Origin of the sequence: Falsiroseomonas selenitidurans (genome assembly GCF_012103215.1) — a bacterium.
GTDB classification, from domain to species: Bacteria; Pseudomonadota; Alphaproteobacteria; order Acetobacterales; family Acetobacteraceae; genus Falsiroseomonas; species Falsiroseomonas selenitidurans.
In genome coordinates this window covers 1-26,704 of sequence record NZ_JAAVNE010000063.1, presented here as the reverse complement: position 1 = coordinate 26,704, position 26,704 = coordinate 1, and the positions used below count along the sequence as shown (strand labels likewise).

The window sequence follows — 26,704 nt, the reverse complement described above, 5'->3', positions numbered from 1 at the left end:
GCGGTCACCATCGCCCCGATCCCGCTGTTACAATTCACCCCGTAGCGGCTCCGAAATCGATAAGGCTAGAAGCAAGACACGTAGAGAAGGTGCGAGAGCGCGGCGGCTGAACAGCCACGCTGCGGCTCGATCGAGACAGTGGCTCGCGAGCCAATGGTTCCTTTCTGGCCCCGCTGTATGCGGGGGGCGGAAGCGCGCAAGGTCGCTAGCGCCAGGCCGGAAATATGGGTTGCGGTTTGCAGCCTGTGTCCGTGGCTTCAAATCGTTAGCTGCAAACCGATGCCGCGCCGCGGCCCTGCAAACCACCTGCAAACCGGATGGCATCATGACGCTCCCCTGGGTGGCGGCGAAGATCCTGCTGCGTCCGGTGGCGGAGCTGCGCCCGCATGCCGGCAACGCGCGCGTCCACACCGCCGAGCAGCTGGAGCAGATCAAGGCCAGCATGCTGGCCTTCGGCTTCACCAACCCGCTGCTGGTGGATGAGGACGGCGTGCTGATCGCCGGCCATGGTCGGCTCGAGGCGGCGTCACGGATTGGGATGCGCTGATGCAGGGCGTGTTCCAGCATCTCGACGCGGCTTTGCGGCCCGATGGCCAGGTGCTGGTGAACCTCGGCCTGATCCATCGTGACAACGAATGGCAGCCCTATTGGGCCGGCTGGCTCGACTGGATGCGCGCCCGCGGCTGGCGGCGCTTCGGGCTGTACACCTGGGACCAGGGGCCTGGCCTGCCGGGCGACTGGAATGGGCGGCTGTCGCCCGCCTTCGAGCTGCTCTTCCACTTCAATCGCGAGGCCCGACGCCCCAACAAGATCATCCCCTGCCGCTGGGCGGGGCACGTCAACTCCGAGAAGGGTGGCCTGCGGGCCAAGGACGGCACCGTCGGCGAATGGCAGCATGCCGGCCAGGGCGTCCAGGAGACCAGGATCCCGGACAACGTGCTGCGCATCACGCGGCACAAGGCCCGCGGCATCGAGACCGAGCACCCCGCGGTGTTCCCGGTGGTGCTGCCGGAGTTCCTCATGCGGGCCTACACGGACGAGACCGAGGTGGTGTTCGAGCCCTTCGGCGGCAGCGGCACCACTATTCTCGCCGGCCAGCGCACCGACCGCCGCGTGCGCGCGATCGAACTGGCGCCGGCCTACGTCGACCTGGCCATCGCCCGCTGGCGGATGCTGCATCCCGATCTGCCGGTCACGCTGGCCGATGATGGTCGCGATTACGACGCCGTGGCCGCGGCGCGGATGGAGGTCACCGCCAGTGCAGCCTGATCTCGTCGTCTCCTCGCTGCCGGTGGCGCGGCTGGTCCCGTATGCCGAGAACGCGCGGACGCATTCGCCGACGCAGGTGGCGCAGATCGCCGCCTCCATCGCCGAGTTCGGCTTCGTGAACCCGGTGCTGGTCGACACCGAGGGCGTGCTCATTGCCGGCCACGGCCGCGTCATGGCGGCAAAGCAGCTCGGGCTGGCCTCGGTGCCGGTGCTGCGGCTTGGCCACCTTTCCCAGGCGCAGGCGCGTGCCCTGCGGCTCGCGGACAACCAAATCGCGCTGAACTCCGGCTGGGACGAGGCGCTGCTGGCTGCGGAGATCGCCCGCATCCGCGATGAGGCGGTGGTCGATCTCGACGTGCTCGGCTTCTCCGGGATGGAGCTTGATCGGCTGCTGGCGGCGGCCGATGCCGGCATGGGCGAGGATGCCGACGAGGCGCCGCCACCGCCCGTGGTGCCCGTCACGCGCAACGGTGATCTCTGGCGCTGCGGCGAGCACCGCCTGCTGTGCGGCGACGCCACCAGGCTCGAAGACGTCCAGCGCGCCCTCGGCGCCGGCCACTTGGCCGACATGGGCTTCGTCGATCCACCCTACAACGTGGCCTACGAGGGCGGCACCGCCGCCAAAATGACCATCGCCAATGACGCGCTCGGCGGCGGCTTCCCGGAGTTCCTCCGGCCTGCGCTGGCCAATCTGCTCTCGGTCACCAAGGGCGCCTGCTACGTCTGCATGTCCTCCTCGGAATGGCCGACGTTGCATGCTGATCAGCGCGCCGCTGGTGCTGACCAAGCCCAGCGTGCCGATGCGGCTGGTCTCCGATGACGAGGCGGCCAATCCGACACGGCCAGGACGATTCACCGCGATCACCATCCGCATGGAGGAAGCCCTGTGACCGGAACCCCGCGCCTCTCCGCCCATGCCGCCGCCTCCGCCACCGCGCCGGTCGCGGCACCGGTGGTGATGGTGGAGCTCGACTTTGCCTCCGGCGCCTTTCGTGCCTGGACCGGGCTCGGCCTGCTGCACTGGGCCGGGAAGGTGTTCGAGGGGGTTGGCTCCATCGGCGCCGTGGGCGAGATCGAGGAGACGGTGGAGCTGCGCGCCGTGCGGCTGTCCCTCGCGCTCTCCCCCGTGCCGCAGGAGGTGATCGACATCGCCCTGGCCGAGCGCAGCTTTCGCCTGCGGCCGGCGCGGCTGTGGGGCGCGCTGCTCGATGCCGAGGGCGCCTTTATCGCCGACCCGTTTCCACTCTGGGCGGGGCTGATGGACACCATGCAGGTGACGGACGGCGCGGAGCCGCGCGTGACGCTGACCTGCGAGAGCCGGCTCGTGGACCTCGAGCGGGCCGAGGTGCGGCGCTACACCGATGCCGACCAGCAGGCCGAATACCCCGGCGACCGGTTCTTCGAGTACGTGCCGGCGCTGCAGGAGGCCGAGATCCGGCTGCCGGCGCGATAAGCCAGAGCCCCCATGCGCCACCCCGATTGGGCCACGCGGCTGGCAGCCCTGCTGTCGGCGGCGGAGACGCGCCCGTTCGACGCCCACCGGTGGAACTGCGCGCGCTTTGCCATGGCGGCGGTGGAGGCGGTGACCGGAACTCGGCCACGGGTCCACGTTCTGCCGGATCTCGCTGCCTCGGCCGACAGCGCAGGCTTTCCCCGGATTGCGCCCGCCTTTGCCCGCATGGGCGACGTCGTACTCGCCCCTGATCCCGATCGGCTCGGCGTGGTGGTGGACGCAGGGCGCGCCGCCTTCGTCGGACCGCGCGGTCTGCTGCGCGTGCCGATCACCGACAGCACCACCGCCTGGAGGATTGGCTGAATGCCCGCTGCCATCCCCCTCATCGCCGTCGTGGCCGGTGGCGTGGCGTCCGCCGCCCTCGGCGGTGGCCTGCTCGGTGCGCTGGTCGGTGCCGGCGCGGCCTTTGTCGTCTCCTCCATCGGTGCCTCGGTCTTTCCCGCCAAGCGACCCGCCGCCCCGACCCGGCCCAGCGACGATGCCACCGCTCCCGGCGCCGGCCGCACGCAATCCTTCCGCCAGCCCATCACCGAGCACCAGATCGTCTTTGGCCGCTGCAAGGTCGGCGGGCCCATCGTGTTCATCCACTCGGCACCCGACGACGAGGGGCGGACCGATGGCTGGTTCTACTCGGTGGTGGTGCTGGCCGCGCACCGCGTCCGTGGCATCGGCGATGTCTGGCTGGGCGACACGCTGGCGACCGACGCGAAGTTCGCCGGGCTGGTCAGGATCGATCGGCACCTGGGCACAATTGACCAGACGGTCGACGGCAACCTCATCGCCGAGACCGGCGGCAAGTGGACCGCCGAGCACCGCGGCCGGGGCCGCGCCTATGTCGCGCTGCGCCTGAAAATCACCGCCGAGGCCTTCCCTGCCGGCCCGCCCAACATCGCCGCCCTGGTCGAGGGCGCCGACACCATCCTCGACCCGCGCACCGGCGCCACCGGCTGGTCGGACAACCCGGCGCTCTGCCTGGCCTGGTACCTCACCGCGCCCTTTGGCTGGAAAGCCTCCTGGGACGACATCGACATTCCCGCCCTCATGGCCGCCGCCAACATCTGCGACGAGCTGATCGGCACCCGCGCCGGCCTGCATGAGCGCCGCTACACCGTGAATGGCCGCGTCTCGCTCGGCGAGGGCAAGATCGCCATCACCCGCAAGCTGGTCGCCGCCATGGCCGGGGCCATGGTGGTCTCGGGCGGGCGGTTCTTTATCCATGCGGGCGGGCCCGCGCTGCCCTCGGCGACGCTCACCTCCGACGACCTGCGCGGCGACGTCACCATCCAGGGCAGCCGGCCGCGGCGGGACCTCTTCAACGGGGTGCGGGCGGTCTACGTCGACCCCGCGAAAAACTGGCAGCCGACCGACGCGCCGCCGCTGCTCGCCGCCAACTACGTCACCGAGGATGGCGGGGAGCAGATTTTCCGCGATCTGGAGTTCCCGCTCACCACCTCGGTGGCGACCGTGCAGCGACTGATGAAGGCCGAGCTGGAACGGGTGCGGCGCCAGCGCGAGGTGGCGTTTCCAGCGAACCTCTCGGCGCTGCGGCTGCGGCCGTGGGACGGGGTGACGGTGGCGCTCGACCGGGTGGGGGCCTTCCCGGCGCGGGTGACGGGCTGGCGGCTGTCGCCCGATGGCGGCGTGGACCTGGCGCTGTCCGAGGAGGACCCCACCGTCTGGAACTGGAACCCGGCCGTGGACGAGCGCGCCGCGGGCGACAGCCCCTCCGTGGTGCTGCCCAACCCGGGCGTCATCGCAGCACCCGCCGCCATTGCCGTGGCGACGCCCGTTACCGCGGCCTTTGGGGCGCTGGGGGTGTCCTGGTCTCCCGTGGGCTCGGCCTTTCTCGTCGGCTACGAACTCGAGTTCCTGCCGGCCTCGGTGGCCGTCTGGCAGGGCTACGGGGGCGCCCTGGGCGCCACCGCGGCCTCGGTCCCCACCACGGAGCCCACGGCCTTCCGGGCGCGCGCCGTGGCGCGCAGTGGCGCCGTGTCGGGCTGGCGGGAGGCGGCGGTACCAGGTGCCGTGACTGCGCCGGCCGCGCTCGGCATCACCGGCGGCGTGCGCCTCTCGGGCGGCGTCCCCATCGGCGCGGTGCGGCTGCAGGTGTTCGAGGCGGACAGCGCCAGCCTGGCCGCGGCCACCAAGCTGGCCGCAGAGCCCACCGCGCTGCCCTGGGACCGCACCGGCGTCACCGCCGGCCAGACGCGCTGGTACTGGCTGCGCAGCGTCTCGGCCGAGGGCAACGTCTCGGCCTTCGCCGGCCCGGTCACCGCCACCGCACTGTAGGAGACTCGGGGAAAATGCCGGCACGCATCGACGACCTGCTGGTCCTCAACGCCAACCTCAACAAGAGCGACTTCGCCAAGTACCTGCGCGACCGCGAGGCGGTGCTGCCGAATGATTTCGGTGGGCTGGGCGATGGCGTGGCGGATGATCGGACCGCCATCCAGGCGGCGTTCGATCGCGCCGGCGCGGACCAGAAATTCGCGATGATCCCGCCCGGCACCTGGAACGTCTCCGGCACCGTGACACTGCCGGGCGGCGCCCGCGGGCTGATCATGCAGGGGACCATCCGCTACACGGGCACCGCGCCCGCCTCCGTGCTCGTGCTCGGCGACGGCGGGACCCTCCGTAATGCGGAAAAGCTCTACACCGGGCTGAACGTCATCCGGCAGACGCAGTCCGATTGGTCCTCCGAGGCGGATATCGGCATCACCGTGCGTAACGTCGATGCCAGCCAGATCGAGCTGCGCCGCGTCGAGGGCTTCACCATCGGCATGCGCACGCTCGGCGATGGTCGCGGTGTGGAGGACAGCACCTTCACGCTGGGCCGGATCGTCAACAACCGCATCGGGCTCGACATCTGGTGCGCGACGGCCACGGCCTGGAACACCTCCGTGCGCTACTACGGCGGGCACTTCGCACACGCGACGGGGGTGAACGCGAGCCAGGACCGCTTCGGGATCCGGCTCGGCAATGAGCCCGGCGCCTACACCAACCACAACCGCCACGTCTTCGACGCGCCGAACTTCGAGCTCCGCCAGGCCGGCGGCAACATCGCCATCCCTTTCCTGAACCAGACCTCGGGCAGCGCCATCATCGCGCGCAACATGCGCATGGAGGCCTGCTCGCCGCTGGCGGCGCGGCACACCGCCGGCGCGCAGGATTGCGAGTACGACATCGCCTGGACCAACACCTATCTGGTCGGCATCGACTACACGGCGACGGCCAATCGCTGCGGCAATGCGGTGATCAACCGGCACCGGGCGCCGGCGTCGCGCTTTCAGCGCTTCCTGGCCGGCGTGCCGAACACCCGGGCGGCGGCGTTCCGGCAGTCGGCGACGGAAGTGGGTGTGGAGGGGCTGATCGCCATCGCGACCTCGACCACCACCGCGACCTTCATGGCGGATTTCTGCTTCAACGGGCTGACGGACCTGACGCCGACCGATCGCGCCGTGACGCTGGCGGCGAACCGCGGACTGGGGTGGATGCTCGACACCTCGCAGGCCAAGGAGTTCGCGCTGGCACACTGGTTGACGAGCGGTGCCTCGGGCGGGCGGCTGTTCGTGCGGGTGTTCGACGGGGCGGGGAACGTCCGCGAAGACATTGCGGGCGACGTGCTGGCCTCGATCACCACCATGCAGTGGAACGGGCCGGCTAAGGGTTGGAACGCCGGCGCGCCCATGGACGACGCGAACTTCAATCGCCGGCAGACCATCCGCGTCGGCGCGTCGGTCGCCTATGCGCAGGTGGGGGTAATCGGCTTCGACGGCCCGATCGACCTGCAATCGCTGCGGCTCTACGGGCTGCCGGAGGCCGCGCCCGCGGTGCTGAATGGCACGCCGCTATTGACGGGGGCGCTGTTCGGCTCAGGGCGGCGGGAGTTCGCAGCCGAGGTGTCCTGGGATCTGCCGAGCCTGGCGCCGGGGGCGACGGCGCTGATCGACGTCACGGTGAACGGGGCGCGCGCCGGCGACTTGGCGCAAGCGTCGCTGGTGTCGTCGACGCGATTCATCGAGCTCGACGCCGCGGTGTGGTCGAACAACACGGTGCGCGTGATGGCGCGGAACATCTCCGGCGCCACTTTTGACCTGGCGGCGGCGACGCTGTCGGTGGCGGCGACGAAGCGGCGGGTGCCGTAATCGAGCGGCTCCGACAAATATCTCCACAGGGAGGGCGCGTGCCGTCCAACAACACGCCCCTCCGCCTTCGTTCGCGGCATGTAAATGGCGGTCGGCCTGACGGGTCCCAGATTGGCTCGCCGCCCTTCCCACTGCCGCCCTCGATCCGCGCCCCATGCATCTTCGGGGGTCCCTGCTCATTCGGGTCAGGGCCAGCTCGGCCACGGCGGCACGCCAATCACCGCAGCATGGCTCACGATTAGAGCGGTCCAGATCACCGCTCCAACCAGCAGCCGTGTTGCTGCCGCCCGGAAGGACGCGCGCGGCTGCAGCGCCGCCCAGCGTGCCGCGCCCCAAGTCGTCCGCCGTCGCGCATCGAGCGCTCCCATGCCGAGCAGGCTCAGTCCCGCAAAGGCCCCAAACAGCATCAGATGCGCGAGATCCCCGTTCGGCACGAGATGCCCGCCCGACCAGAGTGCCAGTGCCCAGAGCACCGGATGCCGTGTCAGCGCAACCACGCCGGGACGGGTCGGATCATAGCGATCGTTCCCCGCCCCACCGATCGAGAAGGGGTTTGGTACGCCGACACCGACGGCGAGCAGCAGGCAGGCGAGGATCATCGCCGCATTCGTCACCCAAGCCTGCCACCAGGCCCAGCCCCAGAGGGAAACGAAGGGCGCGCGCCCCGCCGCCCCAATCATCCAGGCGAGGATCGCCACCGACAGCGCGCTGTAGCCGACCAGGAAGGCGCGCTCGCCTACCAAAGCGACGATCGGTCGGCGCAAGGCCGGCTGCGCCGGCAGCATGTGGCTCAGCAGGAAGGCCGCCCAGGACGCGGCATACTCGCGCCAGCCGCCCATCACCCCGGCTTGCCGTCAGCGCGAGGCAGAACGAGCATCGGCGCATAGGCCGCCAGAAACAGTAAGAACGCCAGCACCCACAGCACGGCGGCAGCCATCTGCGCCGCGAGCGGATCCGCCAGCGCGGCACTGCCGAAGACGCGCAGCAGGGCCGCGGCCAGAAGCAGCACATACGCGGCAACCGCCGCCGGCGCAGCCACCAGCGCATTCCCGGTATGCCCGAGCGTCGCGCGTGTCATCACCGCGACGACCATCAGCGCCACTGCGCCCGCCATTTGCAGATGTAGCCAGCCCGATGCCCAGTGTGCTCCGGCCAGTAGCGAGGTGGCCTTCACTGCGAGCGCCAGTGGAATCAATGCATAGGCCAAGTGTAGCACCCAGAGGATCGGCCAGCGGAGCGTACGCAGCCCGTGCCAACGCGACAGCCGCAGCGCCACCATTGCCGCTGCGAAGACTGCGGCCAGTCCGGCCAGAATGCCCCCAGGTGCGGCCAGATCCACCACCGCAACCGCCGCCACCGCTAGGATCGCGCCGCGATCGACGCCCGGCAGCGGCTGGGCTTCGGCCGGCCGCGATGTCTTTCGCAAGGCATTCAATGTGAAGGAAGGCACGATCCGCCCGCCGATCAGCACGACCAGCAGCAGCGCGACGTTGGCCATCAGCAATTGGCCGGCCGCCCAACCCGGCGTGGTCCACCATCCGGCTTCGTCGGCCAGCATCATCAGCTGCCCGGACCAGAACACCAGCACCAGTGCGGGCGGGCCGAACAGCCGGGGTGCCTTGGCCTTGAGCAGTGCTGGCAGCACCAGCAAGAGCGTCGCCGGCAGCGGCGCGAGGGCGAGCAGCGCCGCAACCTCGATCGGCACGGGCGAGCCCGGCAGCATCGCGAAGCGGGCTGCCAGGAAAACTGTTGCTAATGCGACAAGTGGCGCTCCGGAATAGCCGCGCCGACCTGTCCAATTCGGAATGGCCGTCATCAGGAAGCCGATCATGGCCGCAGCGACGAAGCCGCCCAGCGCCTCATGCGCATGCCAGCGCATCGGTGGCAGCGGACCCTCCGGCAGCGAGAAGCCGGCCAGCGTCAGTGCCCATACGCCGATGGCGGTCGGCGCCACCAAACCAGCCATGAGGAAGAAGGGTCGGAACCCGTGCGCGAACAGCGCCATCACGCCCCCTTTGGCCGGAAGGCAATGCAGACGGCAGGGTCCGTCTCGATCCGCGGCCCGCCGATCAGGTCAATGCAATACGGGACCGCCGGGAAGACCGCCGCCAGGCATTCTGCGATGGCCGAAGGCTTACCCGGCAGGTTGACGATCAGGCTTCGCCCGCGCGTGCCGGCCAGCTGGCGGGAGAGGATCGCCGTCGGCGCGGCGCGCAGCGAATCGGCGCGCATCAGCTCTCCGAAACCCGGCAGCACGCGTTCGCAGACTGCCTCTGTCGCTTCCGGCGTCACATCGCGCGGCGCCGGCCCGGTGCCACCAGTGGTGACGATCAGTGGGCAGCACTCGGTATCCGCCAATTCGCGCAGCGCAGCCTCGATGGCCGGGCGTTCGTCAGGCACCAGACGCCGCACTGGCTGCCAGGGGGAGGCCAGGATACGCGTGAGGGCCGCCTCAATCCCCGGCCCGCCCTGGTCCGCGTAAATGCCGCGGAAGGCCCGGTCGGAGACGGTGACCACGCCGATCCGCACCGGCGCACTGGTCATGCGCCGCGCAAACGGGGCTGTACGGATACGGGTCCTGCGCCCGCGGGACAAAGCCCGTCCAACGCCAGATCGTCATCCATGCCTGTAAGATGAATTTCGCGCGCCAGATCGCCTGCAAAGGCCCGCCACGGGTCAAGGTTGCGGTAAGGTACAGCAATCAGGACGGGCACCCCTTGCTCGATGGCCTCCGCGATCAGCGCGCGAAAGCCGCCGCCCTCGGCTTCAGTCTTGCCGAACTTGTTCAGGACCAGCAGGTCCGGTGCCCTCCGGAGCGCCGTCGACGCCAGTTGTATCGCCCTCGCCATCTCGCCGAGGTCGAGGCGGCAGCCGCGCGCATGCGGTCCGCGATCCTGCGAAATTTCGATGCCGACGCCGGTCGAGAGTTCCTCCAGCGTCATGTCACAGCCGGTACGGCCTTCGCGCGGCGTGTCGCGCTGGACCACGCCCGCCAGTCGCCGACCGGCGGCTTCGAATTGCCGCACGACCCGGCGCAGCGCCTGATCCGCCAGCGCACTATCGGCATAAACCAGCGCCGTGATCAGGGGTGCATTGGTGGTCATCGGGGGAGATTCTCCACGGGTGGCATGCAGCAGGGAGGCGACGCCATGTCGTCCAGCCCGATGGTTGAGAAGGCTGCCAACGCATGGCGGCGCCGCGGGCTGAGGGGTTCCGTTCGCACCATCACGCGCTGATCGATGGAAGGCAGCGCGTCGCGCTCTGCGATGGACGTGACCGTAGCGCCAAGATCGCACAGCAGCCCGTCATGCATGCCGTAGATCCAGCCGTGGAGATGCAGATCGACACCGCGCGCCCACGCGCCCTCGACGATCGGCGTTGCCGCAACACGCCTGATCTGCATTTCGACATTGAGCTCGCAGAGGCGACTGAGCTGCTGTTGGGCGTCGCCCATGTCATCGAACAAGCGGCGATGCTTTCGGTAGAACATCGAAAGCGGCTGGAGCCAGTGGTCAACCAGCGCGCCGCGCTCGTCCGACATCGCACGTTGCACTCCGCCGCAGCCGTAGTGGCCTGAGACGATGATGTGCTGGACGTGTAGGACATCAACAGCGAATTCCAGAACAGCGAGAATGTTCATGTCGCTGGTGTGAACGATGTTCGCGATATTCCGGTGCACGAAGACCTCACCAGGATCGAGACCCAGCACGTCGTTCGCGGTGATGCGGCTGTCGGAGCAGCCGATCCAAAGGTATTTGGGCGCTTGCTGTTCCGAGAGCCGTCGGAAAAAGGTTGGGTCCTGTTCCGTCTTGCGGTTGGCCCAGGCGACGTTGCGGTCAAACAGATGATCGAGACTCATCATGCGCCATCCACCCCGCGTCGCAGCTTCATGCCGCGGCTAATCGCCTTCAGGTCAGGTCGCGTCAGTCGAATGCGCGCCAGCGCCAGCACCACGCCATTCTCGAGCGCAAGGTGCCGCATCTCGCTCGCGGCATAGGCCTGCATCGCCTCCCCCGCCGCGGTGTAGATGTGCACTGTGTCGTCAGCCGGCCTTGCGGACAGGGCCTCCCCGATGATGTCTGCCATCGCAGCACACTGGCGGTGTTCCTCCCCGAGCCGCGCCAGGGTGATTCCAAGTCCATCCTCCGGCAGAGCACGGCGCCGGAGCGCCGGATAAAGATCGAGATCCTCATCCTCGTGATGCAGGCGAAGATCACCTGTCAGATATGCGGTCACTCTGTCGGCTTCGGCGCGGCTCGCCACGCGATCGGTCGCGAAGCGCCGCAGCACCGTGCAGACAGCACGCTGCCGGAGATGCGCCGCAAGGATGTAGGCGAGCGGGTCATCCAGCAGGACGAAGGGCGGTGGCGCCGTATCATCCCAGGACATCGCCCGGCCCGCCCTTGCCGCAGCCGCAGCCCGTCGCGGCCGGCCCCGCAGCATCGCGAGCCAGTGACCAACGGAGCATCTTGTCCAACGTGGTGCGCGCCGGATCGTCACTGCGCTCGATCGCCGTCATCAGTGCAAGCCAGTCTTCGCTCGAAGCGTCCGCGGCGAAGCGCCTGGTCGCGCCACAGACGTAGTCAGCCGGGCTTTCGTCGTGCAGTTCCCCCATGGCCTGGACCTCGGTGAGGAGTGTGATATCGCCCATAGCTTCGAGAGCTTCGGCCGCGTCGGCCTCATTGCCAAGACGCTTCAAGATGGTGCCGAGCAACATGGCATTACCTCACTGCACCAGCGGCGTGGTTGACGCATCCAGGTCAATGCCCTGGATGTCAGCCCGGCCAGCAAGGATCGAGACATATTGCCGAATCGCCGCGCGACGGACCTTCTCGCCCATCCATTCGGCGATACGCCCCTGCACCATTTCGAAGGGTAGGTCGCGCCCTTGAATGCGCCGATCTAGCGCCACGATATGCAGGCCAAAGCGCGTCTGCACTGGCTCCGGATGGATGGCGCCGACGGTGATGCGCGCTAAGGCTTCCTCGAACTCAGGCACCGTCTGCCCAGGGCCGATCTGGCCGAGGTTGCCGGCGGTCTTGCCCGATGGGCAGGCGGAATGGGCGAGTGCGAGGGCTGCGAACTCGCCCGGTTCAAGCGCCAACCTCGCCAGGATCGCCGCCGCCAGAGCAGGACTCTCAGGCTGGTTGGCGGGCAACAGAATATGACGCGCCTCGTAGAGATCCGGCGTGCGGAACCGGCGCCTGTTCTGGTCATGGAAGCGCCTGCAGGCAGCCTCATCGGCCTCGGGCGTGCGGACCTCGCGCTCGATCAGGCCGCGGACCAGTGCTTCCTCCTCGGTCTCACGACGGCCCTCACCATCGCTGGCGGGTTCCACCGGAATGGCGAGGCGACGCGCCTCCTGCAACAGGAGCTCGCGCACTACCAGCGCAGCGGAGGCCGCCTTCATCGCGTCGAGCGGCTTGCTGGCCGGGTGGTTCTGCGTTTCCTGCGCAATGGCAGCGCGAGTGATTGACACGCCGTTCACGCTAATCGTCTTGCGGCTGGCGGGCAGCGCGGGCTTTGCCGCGCAGGCGGAGGTGGTGCTCATCGCGGTCACTCCGCCGCCTGCGAGGGGGTAGGCTTCACGCCCGGGGCGCCTAGTGGCCGCCGGCTCCGCACCACCTGATAGCCACGCCGCCCGAGATACCAGACAGGCGCCGACCACACATGCACCAGACGCGAGAAGGGGAAGATCAGAAAGATCGTCATGCCCAGCACGAGATGCGCGAGATAAGGGAAGTCGATACCCTGGAGTGTTCTCGCATCCACCGGCTGAAGCGTCAGGATGCCCTGCGCCCACTGCGCGAGGATGAGCATGACCGACCCGTCGGAATGCGCCAGCGAGAAGGGCAGAGTGATCATGCCGAGCGACAACTGCACCCAAAGGATGATCAGCACCGCGAGATCCATGTAGGTGGAAGTCACGCGGATACGCGCATCATACAGTCGGCGATGCAGCAGCAGCGTCAGGCCGATGAAGCAGATCAACCCAGCAAGTCCGCCGGCGATGACGGCGATCAGCTGCTTCTGCTCGACGGTGACGAACAGCGTGTAGATGAATTTCGGCGTCAGCAGTCCTGCCGCGTGCCCCAGGAAGAGGAACAGGATGCCGAAGTGGAACAGGTTCGACCCCCACATGAGCTGCCGCTTGCGCAGCATCTGGCTGGAGCTCGCGCGCCAGCTGTATTGCTCCCGGTCGAAGCGGATCAGGCTGCCGAGCAGGAAGGCCGTCAGCGCCACATAGGGGTACCAGACAAAGAGGATGTGGAAGATGGCGTCGCGCATGATGGATGCTCCTCAGCGGGCCGTGCGATGGGTGACGATGGTGCGCGGGCGCTGGCCCGGCGGCGGCTCCAGCCCCGGCGCGGGGCGGCCGGCCTGACGCAGCTTGGCGGCGAGCACATCGGTGCCGCAGGCGGCGGCCGCAGCGGCCGAGCCCGGGCCAAAGGTGACCTCCTCCTCCTCCCACGCGGCATCGAGCGCTTCCAGATCATCGGGCTCCGGATCCGGCTCAGCGCGCAGTGCTGCAAGCGCAGCCGCATCCAGCTTCGTGCGCGATAGCGCCGTGAGGGCCGCGAAGATGGCTTCATAGGGTGAGGATCGCTTCGCCAAGCGCTCCCGGACTGCCGCGAAGACGTGGCCGGGCTGACCGATCAGCTCGATCGCCTCGGCCGGCGCGCGGGTTGCCGCGTATTCCAGGAACAGCGGCAGGAAGTCCGGCAGTTCCGCCGTGGTGGGCGTGAAGCCGCCCTCCTCATAGACCTTGATCAGGTCCACCATGGCCTGGCCCCGATCGCGGCTTTCGCCATGCACATGCTCAAACAGATGCAGCGAGAGCGAGCGCGTGCGGTCGAACAGCAGGATGTAGCGTTCCTGCGCATCGTACATGTCATGCGTGGCCAGATCGGCGATCAGCGCATCCACCGCCGCGCGTTCCCGCTTCGGCAGCACGGCCTCCCGGTCCAGCACGGCGCGGAGTTCCGCGCCGGCGGCGGCGAGTTCGGGTGTCGGGTAGGTCAGCAGGGCCGAGAGAACCTTGAGCGTGCGCATCACAGCACCCCCATCTTCGGCTTGTCGTTCTTCAGCTTGATGCCGCCGAACAGGTTGCCCGACTGCTCGCTGGGTGCGCAGCCATCGCCGAAGGAGAAACCGCAATGGCCGCGCATCTCGTAGGCGTCCTCGGTGACTTCGCGATGCGCGGTCGGGATCACGAAGCGGTCTTCGTAATTCGCGATCGCCATGATGTGGTACATCTCCTCGATCTGCGCGGCAGTCAGCCCGACCTTCCGCGCGATCGTCTCGTCGATGACGCCATCCACGGTCTTCGCCCGCATGTAGGCGCGCATGGCGAGCATGCGTTCGAGCCCGCTGGCAACCGGCGCCTCGTCACCGGCCGTCAGCAGGTTGGCGAGATACTTCAGCGGGATGCGCAGCGAGCGCACATCCGGCATCCCGCCATCGATCCCCATCTTGCCGGCTTCCGCCGCGGCTGTGATCGGCGAAAGCGGCGGCACGTACCAGACCATCGGCAGCGTGCGGTATTCGGGGTGCAGCGGAAAGGCGACCTTCCACTCCATCGCCATCTTCCACACTGGTGAATGGCGCGCGGCTTCCAGCCAGCTATCGCTGATGCCGTCCGCACGCGCCTGGGCGATGACCGCGGGGTCGTTCGGATCGCAGAAGATGTCCATCTGCGACTGGTAGAGTTCCTTCTCGTCCGGAACACTTGCAGCCGCCTCGATCCGGTCGGCGTCGTAGAGCACCACGCCCAGGTAGCGGATGCGGCCGACGCAGGTCTCGGAGCACACCGTGGGCTGACCCGCCTCGATGCGCGGGTAGCAGAAGATGCACTTCTCGGATTTGCCCGAGGACCAGTTGAAATAGATCTTCTTGTATGGGCAGCCGGAGACGCACATGCGCCAGCCGCGGCACTTGTCCTGGTCGATCAGGACGATGCCGTCCTCCTCGCGCTTGTAGATCGCGCCCGAGGGGCAGGCCGCAGCACAGGCAGGGTTGAGGCAGTGTTCGCACAGCCGCGGCAGGTACATCATGAAGGTGTTTTCGAACTGCCCGTACATCTCCTTCTGGATGCCTTCGAAATTCGCATCCTTCGAACGCTTGGCGAATTCGCCGCCCAGGATCTCCTCCCAGTTCGGGCCCCACTCGATCTTCTCCATCCGCTCCCCGGTAATCAGCGAACGCGGGCGCGCGGTGGGGAAGGCCTCGAGCTCAGGCGCCTTCTGCAGGTGTTCGTAGTCGAAGGTGAAGGGTTCGTAGTAGTCGTCGATCTCGGGCATGTTCGGGTTGGCGAAAATGCTCGCCAGCACGCGCCACTTGCCGCCGATACGCGGCTGGATCTTGCCGCTGCGAAGGCGCTTCCAGCCGCCCTTCCACTTGTCCTGGTTCTCCCAGTCCTTGGGGTAGCCGATGCCGGGCTTGGTCTCGACGTTGTTGAACCACGCGTATTCCATGCCCTCGCGATTGGTCCAGACGTTCTTACAGGTGACGGAGCAGGTGTGGCAGCCGATGCACTTGTCGAGGTTGAGCACCATGGCGATCTGCGCGCGGATTTTCATGCCACTTCTCCCGTGACCAGCGTTGCGTCGGCATGCGGACGTTCGAGCCAATCGATCGTCGTCATCTTGCGGACAATGACGAACTCGTCGCGGTTGGTGCCGATCGTGCCGTAGTAGTTGAAGTCGTAGGATTGCTGCGCGTAGCCGCCGATCATGTGCGTCGGGTTCAGCACGATGCGGGTGACCGAGTTGTGGATGCCGCCGCGATTGCCGGTGACCTGTGAGCCCGGCATGTTCACGATCTTTTCTTGCGCATGGTACATCATCACCATGCCGTCCTTGACGCGCTGAGAGACCACCGCGCGGGCGACCAGCGCGCCGTTGCTGTTGAAAGCCTCCACCCAATCATTGTCCACGATGCCGGCGCGCTTGGCGTCCGGCTCGCTGATCCAGATGCAGGGTCCGCCGCGCGACAGCGTCAGCATCAGCAGGTTGTCGGTGTAGGTGGAGTGGATGCCCCATTTCTGGTGTGGGGTGATGAAGTTCAGCACGATCTGCTTTTCGCCATTCGGCTTCATATCGATCACCGGCTTGATGGCGCGCAGATCCACCGGCGGGCGATAGACGCAGAGCGCTGCGCCAAAGGCCCTCATCCACAGGTGATCCTGATAAAGCTGCTGCCGCCCCGTCAGCGTGCGCCAGGGGATCAGCTCATGCACATTCGTGTAGCCCGCATTGTAGCAGACCTTCTCGCTCTCAAGCCCCGACCAGGTTGGTGCCGAGATGATCTTGCGCGGCTGCGCCACCACGTCGCGGAACCGGATCTTCTCGTCCTCCTTCGGCAGCGCGAGATGCGTGTGGTCGAGGCCCGTTGCCTTACCGAGCGCCTGCCACGCATGCACTGCGACTTCGCCATTCGTCTCTGGCGCGAGCATCAGGATCACCTCGGTCGCGTCGATGTCGCTGACGATGCGCGCGAGGCCCTTGTTCGCGCCCTCGGCATGGGTGCCGTTCAGCGCCTTGAGGTGGTTCACCTCATGCCCAGTCTTCCAGGCCATGCCCTTGATGCCGTTTCCGATGCTCTCCATCAGCGGCCCAAGCGCGGTGAAGCGCGCGTAGGTCGCTGGGTAGTCACGCTCCACCTCGAAGACCATCGGCATGGTCTTGCCCGGGATCGGCTCGCACTCGCCGCGCTTCCAGTCACGCGGGTCGAAGGGCTGGGCGATCTCAAGGGCGCTGTCGTGCTTGATCGGGTTGAGGACGACATCCTTCTCAACGCCTAGGACTTCAGGTGCCACGCGCGAAAAGGCTTCCGCGATGCCCTTGTAGATTTCCCAGTCGCTGCGCGCTTCCCAGGCCGGATCCACCGCGCTGGTCAGGGGATGGATGAAGGGATGCATGTCGGAGGTGTTGAGGTCGTTCTTCTCGTACCAGGTGGCCGTCGGCAGCACGATGTCCGAATAGACGCAGGTGGTGGACATGCGGAAATCCAGCGTCACCAGCAGGTCCAGCTTCCCCTCCGGCGCATGCTCATGCCAGACCGCCTCGGTCGCCTTCGCGCGCCCCTCGGGGCCGAGATCCTTGCCCAGCACACCATGCGTCGTGCCCAGGAGGTGCTTGAGGAAATACTCATGCCCCTTGCCCGATGAACCCAGCAGGTTTGACCGCCAGACGAACATGTTGCGCGGCCAGTTCTTCGGATTGTCCGGGTCTTCGCAGGACAGCTTCAGCGTGCCGTCCTTCAGCCCTTTCGCCACGTAGTCCTTCGCCAGCATGCCGGCCGCAGCCGCGTCCTTCGCGACCTGCAGCGGATTGGTCTCCAACTGCGGCGCGGAGGGCAGCCAGCCCATCCGCTCGGCGCGAATGTTGTAGTCGATGATCGTGCCATCCCACGGGCCTTTCGGCGCGGTGGGAGAGACGATGTCGCCCACATTCATCGTCTCATACCGCCACTGGTCGGTATGCGCATAGAAGGCCGAGGTGGAGTTCTGCTGGCGCGGCGGGCGGCCCCAATCCAAAGCGAAAGCGAGCGGAGCCCAGCCTGCCTGCGGGCGCAGCTTCTCCTGGCCCACGTAATGCGCCCAGCCGCCACCCGATTGGCCGACGCACCCGCATAGCACCAGCATGTTGATGACGCCGCGGTAGTTCATATCGGCGTGGAACCAGTGGTTCATGGCCGCCCCGATGATGATCATCGAGCGGCCCTTGGTCTTCTCAGCGTTGGTGGCGAATTCGCGCGCCACCTGGATGATTTTGTCGCGCGAGACGCCGGTGATCTTCTCGGCCCAGGCCGGCGTATAGGGGGCCACCTCGTCGTAGCCGGCGGCGATGTTGTCGCCGCCGAAGCCGCGATCGACTCCGTAGTTCGCCAGGAATAGGTCATGCACGCTGGCCACCAGTGTCTCGCCATCGGCCAGCGCCAGGCGCTTCACCGGCACGCGGCGGTTCAGCACGGAGGCATGGGTGGTCGAGGTGAAGTGCTCGTGCTCGATATTGCCGAAATAGGGGAAGGCGATCTCGGCCATCTCGTCCTGGATGCCGTCGAGTGTGAGGCGCAGCTTCGTCGCGTCGCCGTTCGACGCCTTCTCCTCCAGGTTCCACTTGCCGCTCTCACCCCAGCGGAAGCCGATGGTGCCGCGCGGTGCGACGATGGTGCCGGTGGTCTCGTCGTAAGCGACAGTCTTCCATTCCGGGTTGTTCGACTCGCCGAGAGACTGGTCAAAATCACTGGCGCGCAGGAAGCGCTCCGGCACCAACTGGTCGCCTTGCTGCACCAGCTTCACCAGCATCGGCATGTCGGTGTACTGGCGCAGATAGTCGCGGAAATACGGCACCTGCCGCGCGACGTGGTATTCCTTCAGGATCACATGGCCCATCGCCATGGCGAGCGCGGAATCCGTGCCCTGCTTCACCGACAGCCAGATATCGCCGAATTTCGCCGCTTCCGAGTAGTCGGGGCAGATCACCGCGCTCTTCATGCCGCGATAGCGCGCCTCGGTGTAGAAATGCGCGTCGGGCGTGCGCGTCTGAGGGACGTTGGAGCCCCACAGAATGATGAAGCCCGCATTGTACCAATCGGCCGATTCCGGCACGTCGGTCTGCTCGCCCCAGGTCTGCGGCGAAGCCGGCGGCAGGTCGCAATACCAGTCGTAGAAGGACATGCTCACGCCGCCGATCAGCGACAGGTAGCGCGACCCTGCAGCGTAGGAGATCATCGACATGGCCGGGATGGGCGAGAAGCCGAAGATCCGGTCCGGACCATAGGTCTTCGCCGTGTAGGCGTTGGCTGCGGCGATGATCTCCTGCACCTCGTCCCAGGGCGCGCGCACAAAGCCGCCATGGCCGCGCTTGGTGACGTAGGCGGCGCGCTTCTCCGGGCTCTCGACGATCGAGGCCCAGGCGGCGACCGGCGTCATGATCGCGCGCGCCTCGCGCCACAGCTTGATGAGGCGCGAACGCACCAGCGGATACTTCACGCGATTGCCAGAGTAGAGGTACCAGCTGTAGGAGGCGCCGCGCGAACAGCCGCGCGGTTCGTGGTTGGGCAGGTCGGGGCGGGTGCGCGGATAGTCCGTCTGCTGGGTTTCCCAGGTGACGATGCCGCCCTTCACGTAGATCTTCCACGAACAGGAACCGGTGCAGTTCACGCCATGCGTCGAGCGCACGATCTTGTCGTGCTGCCAGCGCTTGCGATAACCGTCTTCCCAGCGGCGATCCTCGTTCGTGGTGATGCCGTGGCCGTTCGAGAACGGCTCCTGGACCTTCTTGAAGAAGGTCAGGCGGTCAAGAAAATGACTCATGTCGTGATGCCTCGAAGGTCTGTCGGGATCATTGCGCGGGGGTCATGGCGGGGGTGGTGCGGCCGCCATGTTCGATGTCGTGCAGCAGGCCGCCGCGGCGCGTGTAGAACCACCAGGTCGCCAGCACGCAGCTCACGTAGAAGGCCAGGAAGGCGTAGAGCGCCGTCTCCGCACCGCCGGTCATGGCGATGGAGGTGCCGAAGCTCTTGGGGATGAAGAAGGCGCCGTAGGCGGCGATGGCGGAGGTGAAGCCGATGATGGCCGCCGCCTCCTTGTCGGATTGCTTGACGCGTTCCGCGGCGTTCAGCCCCGGCTCGAGCCGTGCCACTTCCTTCCGCATGATCGCGGGGATCATCTGGAAGGTGGAGGCATTGCCCACGCCGGTCGCGGCGAATAGGAACAGGAAGCTCGCGAAGAAGACCGGGAAGGAGGTCGGGTCGCCCTTCATCCCGATTGCGTAGAGGATGCCCATCACGCCGGCCGACATCGCGATGAAGACCCAGAAGGTGATGCGCCCGCCACCGATCCGGTCGCAGGCCTTGCCGGCGACCGCCCGCGACAACGCGCCCACCAGCGGGCCGAGGAAGGCGAGTTGCAGCGCGTTGACCTCGGGGTAGAGGATCCGCGACAGCAGCGGGAAGGCCGCCGAGAAGCCGATGAAGGAGCCGAAGGTGCCGGTGTAGAGCCAGCACATGATCCAGTTGTGCGTGCGCCGGAAGATCACCGCTTGGTCGGAGAAGGAGGCCTTCATGGTCGCAATGTCGTTCATCCCGAACCAGGCTGCGAAGGCCGAGGCGATGATGAAGGGCACGAAAACGAAGCCGGCATTTTGCAGCCAGAGTGTCGTGGTGACGCCGGCGACGGTCGCAGTCTGTGGCGCACCACCCAGCCAACCAAAGACGCCCGCCGTTATGGCCAGCGGGACGACGAACTGCACCACGCTGACGCCCAGGTTGCCGAGACCGGCATTGATCGCCAGTGCGTTGCCCTTCTCCCGCTTCGGGAAGAAGAACGAGATGTTGGCCATGGAGGAGGCGAAGTTACCGCCGCCGAGCCCGCACAGCAGCGCCAGGACCAGGAAGATCCAGTAGGGCGTGGCCGGGTCCTGCACCGCGAAGCCCATGCCGAGGGCCGGGATCAACAGCGACCAAGTCGCCAGAGTGGTCCATAGACGGCCACCGAAGATGGCGGGCATGAAGCTGTAGGCGATGCGCAGCGTGGCACCCGACAAGCCGGGCAGCGACGCCAGCCAGAACAGTTGTTCGTTGGTGAAGGCGAAGCCCACGCTCGGCAACTTCGCCACGACGACGGACCACACCATCCAGACGGAGAAGGACAGCAGCAGGCAGGGCACCGAAATCCACAGGTTGCGGCGCGCGATGGCGCGGCCGCCGCCGTCCCAGAAGGTCTTGTCCTCGGGCCGCCAATCCTGGATCGGGCCGGTAGCGGCCAGCGCGCCCTGCTGGGCGGCACCATGGATTGGCTGCATTTCCGGCAGTTCGGGCAGGCTGCGGGCCGCGATACCCTGCTCGGCGGCCTGGCGTTCCATCTGCCGGATTGCGACATGCATCCAGACGGTCGCCACGGCGACCAACACGAACAGCAGCCAGAAGCAGCTCTGCCACACGCCGGTCAGGTCATTCAGCGCGCCGAATGCGATCGGCAGCACGAAGCCGCCCAGGCCACCGACCAGGCCCACGATCCCGCCCACGGCGCCGACGCGATCAGGGTAGTAGACCGGGATGTGCTTGAAGACAGCGGCCTTGCCGAGGCTCATGAAAAAGCCGAGCACGAAAGTCACGACGATGAAGCCGATCAGCCCCATGGACATGCTGAAGCTCACCGGCCCGCGAATGCCTTGCACCACGTATTCGGTCGGCGGGTAGGAGAGGATGAAGGTGCAGAATACCGAGACCAGGAAGGTCCAGTACATGATGCGCCGGGCACCGAACTTGTCGGACAGGTGGCCGCCATAGGCGCGGAAGATCGAAGCCGGGATGGAATAGGCCGCGCCCACCATACCCGCGGTGACGATATCGAGCCCGTAGACGCCGATCAGGTAGCGCGGCAGCCACAGCGCCAGCGCCACGAAGGCACCAAAGACGAAGAAGTAGTAGAGCGAAAACCGCCAGACCTGGATGTTTTTCAGCGGCTCCATCATGGCCGAGAGCGGCTCGGGCTTTGCCCCAGTCGCTCGGCGGCGGGCCAGGTCGGGATCGTCCTTGGTCATCAGAAAGAAGACGATCGCCATGACCAGCAGCGCCGCCGCCCAGATCAGCGCGACGGTCTTCCACCCATAGGCGACCATGATGACGGGTGCGGCGAATTTGGTGACCGCGGCGCCCACGTTGCCGGCGCCGAATATGCCCAGCGCGGTACCCTGCTTCTCCTTCGGAAACCACTTGGCCACATAGGCGACGCCGACCGAGAAGGAACCACCGGCGATGCCGACACCCAACGCTGCGAGCAGGAAGGTCGGGTAGTCATAGGCCTGGGTCAGCAGGGCGGTCATCACCGCGGCCGACAGCATGGTGAAGGTGAACACCATCCGGCCGCCATACTGGTCCGCCCAGATGCCGAGGATCAGGCGAATCAGTGAGCCGGTGAGGATGGGCGTGCCGACCAGCAGTCCGAACTGCGTTTCGCTCAAGCCCAGGTCGCGTTTGATCTGCACGCCGATGATGGCGAAGATCGTCCAGACCGCGAAGCACACCGTGAAGGCAATGGTCGAGAGCCAAAGCGCCCGGCCCTGTTCAGGCCCGCCCTGTACGGCGGATGGTGCAGTTGCGCTGGACATTCATGCCCCCTTCCTCACGACGCGCGGCGTCTGGTCGGGGCGAAGTGAACGTAGCGGCGGCGGAATCCTGCTTGATTTAAGTCAAGCTCAGGTTAGTCCGGGAGCGATTCAAGACCACTGCCGACGCGGGGCATGGGGCCCGGATGCATGAATCAAGCGCAAGTGCGACGTCCGGCCGTTCCTCACTTGACAATAGTCAAGCAGACGGCGCCGCGCCGGAGTAAGGTGTGGTGCGGGAGGCGAGCCATGCGAAGCCAAGATTTAGAGGAGATGCGACGCATCCCCTTCTTCCGGAGTGTCGAGCCTGGCCAGGTCGAGGCCATGCTGCGCGGCGCCTTTCTGCAGCGGTTCCCTGCCCATGTGGAACTCATCCATACCGGGGAGCCGGCCGACTTCCTGCACGTCGTGGTTGAGGGCACGGTCGAGATGTTCTCGGTCCACCGCGACCGTGAAACGACGCTTGGCGTTTCGGGGCCTGGAGACAGCTTTATTCTCGCCGCTGTGCTGTTCGACCGCCCCTATCTCCAATCGGCACGCGCCTTGCTCGCTTCGCGGATCCTGATGGTGCCGGCGGACGCCGTGCGGCAGGCTTTTGCTGCCGATGCTGGCTTCGCACGGGCGATCGCTGAAAACTTGGCTTTGGCCTATCGCGGCGTTATCAAGGAGTTGAAGAACCAGAAGCTGCGTTCCGGTTTGGAGCGGTTGGCCAACTGGTTGCTCACGCATGATGCGGAGAATGGCTCTACTGGGCACTTCGACTTCCCCTTCGACAAGAAGGTGCTCGCGGCACGTCTGGGCATGGCGCCGGAAGTACTATCGCGGTCGTTTGCGGCGCTTGGTGCCTACCACGTCGTGGTGCACGGTCCCTCAGTCGTGATCCAGGACGTGGCCGCGCTGCGCAAGCTGGCGCATCCCTGCTCCACCATCGACGGGACAAGCCTGTGATGCATCGCCGATGCTGACGGCAGAAGATTGGGCGATCCTGCGAACGAGTGCGATCCTGCGCGATCTGCCTCCGGCAGATCTGGCGGCACTGGTGGATGAACGCTCGGTACGATCGATCGAGCGCGGCCAGGTTCTGTTTCAGCAAGGCGATCCGGCCCGTGCGTTCTTTCTGGTGCTGGGTGGCCAGGTCAAGCTGAGCCGCGTGAACCCTGGGGGCGATGAGGCAGTCGTCCACATTTATGGCGCGGGGGAGAGCTTCGCCGAAGCGGCGATGTTCCTGGGCGGCCGCTATCCGGTCGCAGCTGAAGCGGTGGTGCCATCGCGCGTCATGCACATCGAAAGCGATGCCTTGCGCCGTAAGGTGGCCGAGCGACCGGAGATCGCCTTCGCGATGATGGCCTCGATGTCCCGGCACCTGAAGGTGCTGGTTGACCAGATCGAGAAGATGAAGCTGCTTTCTGCGGACCAGCGCGTGGCCGAGTTTCTGCTCGGCCTCTGTGGCGAGAAGACAGGTGCCGTCACGCTGAGCCTGCCGCACGAGAAAAGCCTGATCGCCAACCGCCTGGGCATGAAGCCCGCGACGTTCTCGCGCGCCATCGCGCGAATCAGAGACCTGGGTGTCGAGGTGACAGGCAATCAGGCAAGCATCCGTGACACGGCGTTGGTTTTGGCTTTCGTCAATCGGTCGGCGGAAGACTGAGTGAAGTGCTTCTACCCATGCTCACTGCATCATTATTTATACGCACCTCGCAACATCCGCCAACGCAAGGCTAACTCCCTCAGCCTCCTCACAGCCATGTAAGCACATGCAGGACGACGCCAGCAGCGGCAGTGATGCCGAGGGTGCGCAGGACGCCCTGCTTCAGCCGGAACAGTGCAACCGCCGCCAGGATGGCGAGCGCCAGCGCCGCAAGATCGAGACTGGTCGGCAGCGGCAGGCTAACGGCCACCGGACCGAATTGAACATCCACCAGGTCTCGGAACAGCACGCGCAGCCCAAACCAGACGGCCAGGTTCGCGACCACGCCGACGACTGCGGCGGTGATGGCGGCGAGCGCGCCCGACAGCGCCTTGTTATCCTGCAGCTTCTCGATGACTGGCGCGCCGAGGAAGACAAAGGCAAAGCACGGGGCGAAGGTCACCCACAGCACGAGCCCGGAGGCGATGATGCCGCCACCCAGGCCGCTCAGCCCCTCCGGCGCGCGGAAACCAGCCAGGAACCCCACAAACTGCAGCACCAGGATGAGCGGCCCCGGCGTGGTCTCGGCGAGGCCGAGGCCGGCCAACATCTCCGTGGCAGACAGCCAGCCATAGGCCTGCACCGCGTCCTGCGCGACATAAGCGAGCACCGCATAAGCGCCACCCACCGTCACCACCGCCATCTTAGAGAAGAACCAGGCGATGTCGGCGTAGGTTCCGCCAACCATCGCCATCAGCACGGCGACCGGCACAAGCCACAGCGCCAGCGCCGCCATGCCTGCCTTGCGTGCCTCCGCCGCAAGCCGCGCAGGCCGCCCTGGATCAGCCGCCAACACGGCGTCAATCAACGCCACCGAATTGCCCTTGGCCTGACCATGACTTCCAGCCGAGAAATGGCCGGGCGTCACGTAGCCGATGATGCCGGCGGCCAGCACCACGGCTGGAAACGGCAGGTTGAGGAAGAACAACGCGACGAAGGCAGCTGCCGCCAGCACCCAGGCGGCCCGGCCCTTCAAGGCACGCCGCCCAATGCGCAGCAGCGCCTCGACCACCAGCACCAGCACCGCGCATTTCAGTCCGAAGAACAGCGCGGCGATCAGCGGTACGTCACCGAGCGTCGCGTAGATTACTGACAGCACCAGCATGACCGCGGCACCGGGCAGGATGAACAGCAACCCGGCGGCGAGCCCGCCCTTCACGCCATGCATGATCCAGCCGAGATAGGTCGCCAATTGCTGCGCTTCCGGACCCGGCAGCAGCGTGCAGAAGTTCAGGGCCTGGAGGAAACGTCGCTCGCCGATCCAGTGGCGGTCATCGACCACCTCCCGGTGTAGCAAAGCGATCTGCCCGGCCGGCCCGCCGAAGGATAGCAGGCCGATCTTCAGCCACACGCGCAGCGCCGCGGCGAAGGTGGGAAGGCGGGCCGCGGCCGCCGCCGCCGCTGCCTCGCTAGGGGTCGTTCGTACTTCGCTCATGCCCGGGCTCCGGGGGTGGGCCAGTTGTGGGTCTCCGCCGTGGCATCGCGGGCCCAGCGGAAGAAGGCGTCGTAGAGAGGCATCGCCGCGTCGAGCTGTGCGAGATCGTCACGGAACATGCGCGACAGGCCGAGGGACGCTGCCAGCAATCCCGCCGCCTCCGGTGCCAGATCGAGCGCGGCGGTGTCCGCGCCACGGACGATCAAGGCCAGGCGTGCCAGAGCCTCCGAGCGCAGGCCGAACTCCTCGATCATGACGTCGAAGGTACAGAGCGGCCCCCGATGGCTCCAGAATACGCCTTCGATGTCGAAAGGCGTGGCGCCGAAACGCTCCGCGACTGCGGGTACGTCCGATGGGGCGACGAACAGGAAGGCTGCGGCGGGGTCGATGAAGCGGCGGATCAGCCAGGGGCAGGCAATGCGATCGATCTTCGGACGGGCGCGGGTGACCCAGACAGTCCTTCCCTCGGCGTCCCGTGGCGGCAGATGATCGGGCACGACCAGTGGCGCGTCGGCTGCGCCGGACCAAGCCTCGAAACCACCCTCCAAGACCTCGGCACGGCCGCCCTTGAGGCGGATCCATGCAGCGACGCCCTGACTGAGCTTCATCCCGCGCTGGCAGACGATCACACTGGACCGGCCGGCGAAAGCTTCCGCCCAAGTCGTGACGTTGCGGTAGTCGCGGCGCAGGCTGGCAGGCAGGAGCCGCGGGTCCCGCGCGAAGTCCTCATCGGTGCGGACGTCGATGATGGTGGGCACCTCAGGGAGGCCCATGAGGCGCGTGAGCTGCGAAACAGTGATGATATCGGGACTCGGCATGATGCGTCCTCTCCTAATGCGCGAAGCGCGGGAGCATGGACGCGATTCTTGGGCCGAAGCCTCACGGGGCGATCGCGGATAACCCCTTGGCGGCAGAATGCGCAGCACGGAAGTCAGGGTCAAGACCGGGCAGATTCACCGGAGGCGAATCCTGTCATCCGGCGAGACACGTCTCACGAAGGCCAGAGCAGGTTGGAATCGGGTTCCCACCGCTGCTCCAATTTACCCCGTAAATTCAATACCTTGTAGCCGATGCCCTGGGGCCGCCTCGTGGAGCATTTGTTCCTGGGGGCCGGATGGGGTGCCGTTTTCGAGTGGCTGTAGGCGGCTTTGGGCGAACTTCGGCGAACCGTCGGCAGTTGGGCGGCCCTCAGGCCGCTGGATTCGGGGGCACGAATGCGGCCCCACGAAAGGTGCAGCCGGCGAAGAGGCTATGACGGGTTCGGTGCGCAACCTGACGTCCTTCGCGGCGGAGCGCCTGCCATACGACTCGAGCCATAGATGTACGCGCTGATGCAGTGCCATCCCGTCGGCCCTATGGCCGAGCCAGGATTGGCGGAGTTCGGCGCCGCGCTTCGAAATGTGCTGAGTTCGCGGTGGAGTGAGCACCGGCATCGGGGCCATGTCCGTCGTCGAATGGTTTGAGACAGCGGAGGCGTTTGGCTAGCGGAGGATCTGGCCCATCGGGTTTCGAGGTTAGGCGGCGAGTTTCTGGTGGATCAAG

Annotated in this window: 25 protein-coding genes; 10 read left to right on the top strand and 15 right to left on the bottom strand. The window is 66.7% G+C overall.

The genetic code is table 11. From position 1 onward, the window contains the following. Nucleotides 1–325 precede the first annotated feature (325 nt). The 8 genes from HEQ75_RS28505 to HEQ75_RS24615 are packed head-to-tail and all read left to right on the top strand — an operon-like array spanning nt 326 to nt 6,927. Nucleotides 326–547 (top strand): ParB/Srx family N-terminal domain-containing protein, encoded by a 222-nt coding sequence (locus HEQ75_RS28505; protein ID WP_168034788.1) that lies wholly within the window; start codon nt 326–328, stop codon nt 545–547. Next, entirely contained in the window at nt 547–1,269 is a 723-nt protein-coding gene (locus HEQ75_RS24640) for a DNA-methyltransferase (RefSeq protein ID WP_168034787.1), read from the top strand. Before HEQ75_RS28505 ends, HEQ75_RS24640 begins: the two co-directional genes overlap by 1 nt. Then, the gene (locus HEQ75_RS24635) at nt 1,259–2,089 is read left to right on the top strand and encodes a ParB N-terminal domain-containing protein (RefSeq protein ID WP_328734878.1); all 831 of its coding nucleotides are present in this window, start codon (nt 1,259–1,261) and stop codon (nt 2,087–2,089) included. Before HEQ75_RS24640 ends, HEQ75_RS24635 begins: the two co-directional genes overlap by 11 nt. After that, nucleotides 2,025–2,159: a hypothetical protein gene (locus tag HEQ75_RS28920; protein WP_268887809.1), complete on the top strand. Its 135-nt coding sequence runs from the start codon at nt 2,025–2,027 to the stop codon at nt 2,157–2,159. Before HEQ75_RS24635 ends, HEQ75_RS28920 begins: the two co-directional genes overlap by 65 nt. After that, nucleotides 2,156–2,722: a hypothetical protein gene (locus tag HEQ75_RS24630; protein WP_168034786.1), complete on the top strand. Its 567-nt coding sequence runs from the start codon at nt 2,156–2,158 to the stop codon at nt 2,720–2,722. The genes HEQ75_RS28920 and HEQ75_RS24630 overlap by 4 nt, the downstream gene beginning before the upstream one ends. A 12-nt stretch (nt 2,723–2,734) precedes the next feature. Next, nucleotides 2,735–3,085: a DUF6950 family protein gene (locus HEQ75_RS24625; protein ID WP_168034785.1), complete on the top strand. Its 351-nt coding sequence runs from the start codon at nt 2,735–2,737 to the stop codon at nt 3,083–3,085. After that, on the top strand, nt 3,086–5,071 hold the full coding sequence (locus tag HEQ75_RS24620) for a phage tail protein (RefSeq protein WP_168034784.1): 1,986 nt from the start codon (nt 3,086–3,088) through the stop codon (nt 5,069–5,071). A gap of 14 nt (nt 5,072–5,085) precedes the next feature. Further along, nucleotides 5,086–6,927 carry a hypothetical protein gene (locus tag HEQ75_RS24615; RefSeq protein ID WP_168034783.1) on the top strand — a complete coding sequence of 614 codons (1,842 nt, stop codon included), beginning with the start codon at nt 5,086–5,088 and terminating at the stop codon, nt 6,925–6,927. A 185-nt stretch (nt 6,928–7,112) separates the two neighbouring features. Here HEQ75_RS24615 and HEQ75_RS24610 read toward each other — a convergent pair whose 3' ends face one another. The 13 genes from HEQ75_RS24610 to HEQ75_RS24550 are packed head-to-tail and all read right to left on the bottom strand — an operon-like array spanning nt 7,113 to nt 22,043. Then, nucleotides 7,113–7,766 carry an NnrU family protein gene (locus tag HEQ75_RS24610; protein ID WP_168034782.1) on the bottom strand — a complete coding sequence of 218 codons (654 nt, stop codon included), beginning with the start codon at nt 7,764–7,766 and terminating at the stop codon, nt 7,113–7,115. Next, entirely contained in the window at nt 7,766–8,932 is a 1,167-nt protein-coding gene (locus HEQ75_RS24605; protein WP_168034781.1) for an NnrS family protein, read from the bottom strand. Before HEQ75_RS24605 ends, HEQ75_RS24610 begins: the two co-directional genes overlap by 1 nt. Beyond that, nucleotides 8,932–9,471 (bottom strand): molybdopterin adenylyltransferase, encoded by a 540-nt coding sequence (gene mog, locus HEQ75_RS24600; protein WP_168034780.1) that lies wholly within the window; start codon nt 9,469–9,471, stop codon nt 8,932–8,934. The genes HEQ75_RS24605 and mog overlap by 1 nt, the downstream gene beginning before the upstream one ends. After that, nucleotides 9,468–10,031, bottom strand: coding sequence for a DUF2478 domain-containing protein (locus HEQ75_RS24595; protein WP_168034779.1), 564 nt, complete (start codon nt 10,029–10,031; stop codon nt 9,468–9,470). Before HEQ75_RS24595 ends, mog begins: the two co-directional genes overlap by 4 nt. After that, nucleotides 10,028–10,786 (bottom strand): carbonic anhydrase, encoded by a 759-nt coding sequence (locus tag HEQ75_RS24590; RefSeq protein ID WP_209318763.1) that lies wholly within the window; start codon nt 10,784–10,786, stop codon nt 10,028–10,030. The genes HEQ75_RS24595 and HEQ75_RS24590 overlap by 4 nt, the downstream gene beginning before the upstream one ends. Beyond that, nucleotides 10,786–11,316, bottom strand: a complete 531-nt coding sequence (locus HEQ75_RS24585) for a hemerythrin domain-containing protein (RefSeq protein ID WP_168034777.1) — start codon at nt 11,314–11,316, stop codon at nt 10,786–10,788. Before HEQ75_RS24585 ends, HEQ75_RS24590 begins: the two co-directional genes overlap by 1 nt. Beyond that, nucleotides 11,303–11,644 carry a hypothetical protein gene (locus HEQ75_RS24580; protein WP_168034776.1) on the bottom strand — a complete coding sequence of 114 codons (342 nt, stop codon included), beginning with the start codon at nt 11,642–11,644 and terminating at the stop codon, nt 11,303–11,305. The genes HEQ75_RS24585 and HEQ75_RS24580 overlap by 14 nt, the downstream gene beginning before the upstream one ends. 9 nt (nt 11,645–11,653) lie before the next feature. Then, the gene (locus tag HEQ75_RS24575; protein ID WP_168034775.1) at nt 11,654–12,478 is read right to left on the bottom strand and encodes a peptidylprolyl isomerase; all 825 of its coding nucleotides are present in this window, start codon (nt 12,476–12,478) and stop codon (nt 11,654–11,656) included. Nucleotides 12,479–12,483: 5 nt separating this feature from the next. Continuing rightward, nucleotides 12,484–13,215 (bottom strand): respiratory nitrate reductase subunit gamma, encoded by a 732-nt coding sequence (gene narI, locus HEQ75_RS24570; protein WP_168034774.1) that lies wholly within the window; start codon nt 13,213–13,215, stop codon nt 12,484–12,486. A 12-nt stretch (nt 13,216–13,227) separates the two neighbouring features. Beyond that, on the bottom strand, nt 13,228–13,980 hold the full coding sequence (narJ, locus tag HEQ75_RS24565) for a nitrate reductase molybdenum cofactor assembly chaperone (protein ID WP_168034773.1): 753 nt from the start codon (nt 13,978–13,980) through the stop codon (nt 13,228–13,230). Next, nucleotides 13,980–15,506, bottom strand: a complete 1,527-nt coding sequence (gene narH / locus HEQ75_RS24560) for a nitrate reductase subunit beta (protein WP_168034772.1) — start codon at nt 15,504–15,506, stop codon at nt 13,980–13,982. The genes narJ and narH overlap by 1 nt, the downstream gene beginning before the upstream one ends. Continuing rightward, entirely contained in the window at nt 15,503–19,246 is a 3,744-nt protein-coding gene (locus tag HEQ75_RS24555) for a nitrate reductase subunit alpha (protein ID WP_168034771.1), read from the bottom strand. The genes narH and HEQ75_RS24555 overlap by 4 nt, the downstream gene beginning before the upstream one ends. 28 nt (nt 19,247–19,274) lie before the next feature. Beyond that, nucleotides 19,275–22,043: a nitrate/nitrite transporter gene (locus tag HEQ75_RS24550; protein WP_168034770.1), complete on the bottom strand. Its 2,769-nt coding sequence runs from the start codon at nt 22,041–22,043 to the stop codon at nt 19,275–19,277. 132 nt (nt 22,044–22,175) lie between these two features. Here HEQ75_RS24550 and HEQ75_RS24545 point away from each other — a divergent pair, with 132 nt between their 5' ends. Both HEQ75_RS24545 and HEQ75_RS24540 read left to right on the top strand, forming a co-directional pair. Continuing rightward, complete coding sequence (locus HEQ75_RS24545; protein WP_328734863.1) at nt 22,176–22,988, top strand: cyclic nucleotide-binding domain-containing protein; 813 nt, start codon at nt 22,176–22,178, stop codon at nt 22,986–22,988. Nucleotides 22,989–22,998: 10 nt separating this feature from the next. Then, nucleotides 22,999–23,688: a Crp/Fnr family transcriptional regulator gene (locus tag HEQ75_RS24540; protein WP_168034768.1), complete on the top strand. Its 690-nt coding sequence runs from the start codon at nt 22,999–23,001 to the stop codon at nt 23,686–23,688. Nucleotides 23,689–23,776: 88 nt separating this feature from the next. Here the strand turns inward: HEQ75_RS24540 and chrA are convergent, their stop codons facing one another. Further along, on the bottom strand, nt 23,777–25,162 hold the full coding sequence (chrA, locus tag HEQ75_RS24535) for a chromate efflux transporter (protein ID WP_168034767.1): 1,386 nt from the start codon (nt 25,160–25,162) through the stop codon (nt 23,777–23,779). After that, nucleotides 25,159–25,980, bottom strand: a complete 822-nt coding sequence (locus HEQ75_RS24530) for a chromate resistance protein ChrB domain-containing protein (RefSeq protein WP_168034766.1) — start codon at nt 25,978–25,980, stop codon at nt 25,159–25,161. Before HEQ75_RS24530 ends, chrA begins: the two co-directional genes overlap by 4 nt. Nucleotides 25,981–26,704: the final 724 nt, after the last annotated feature.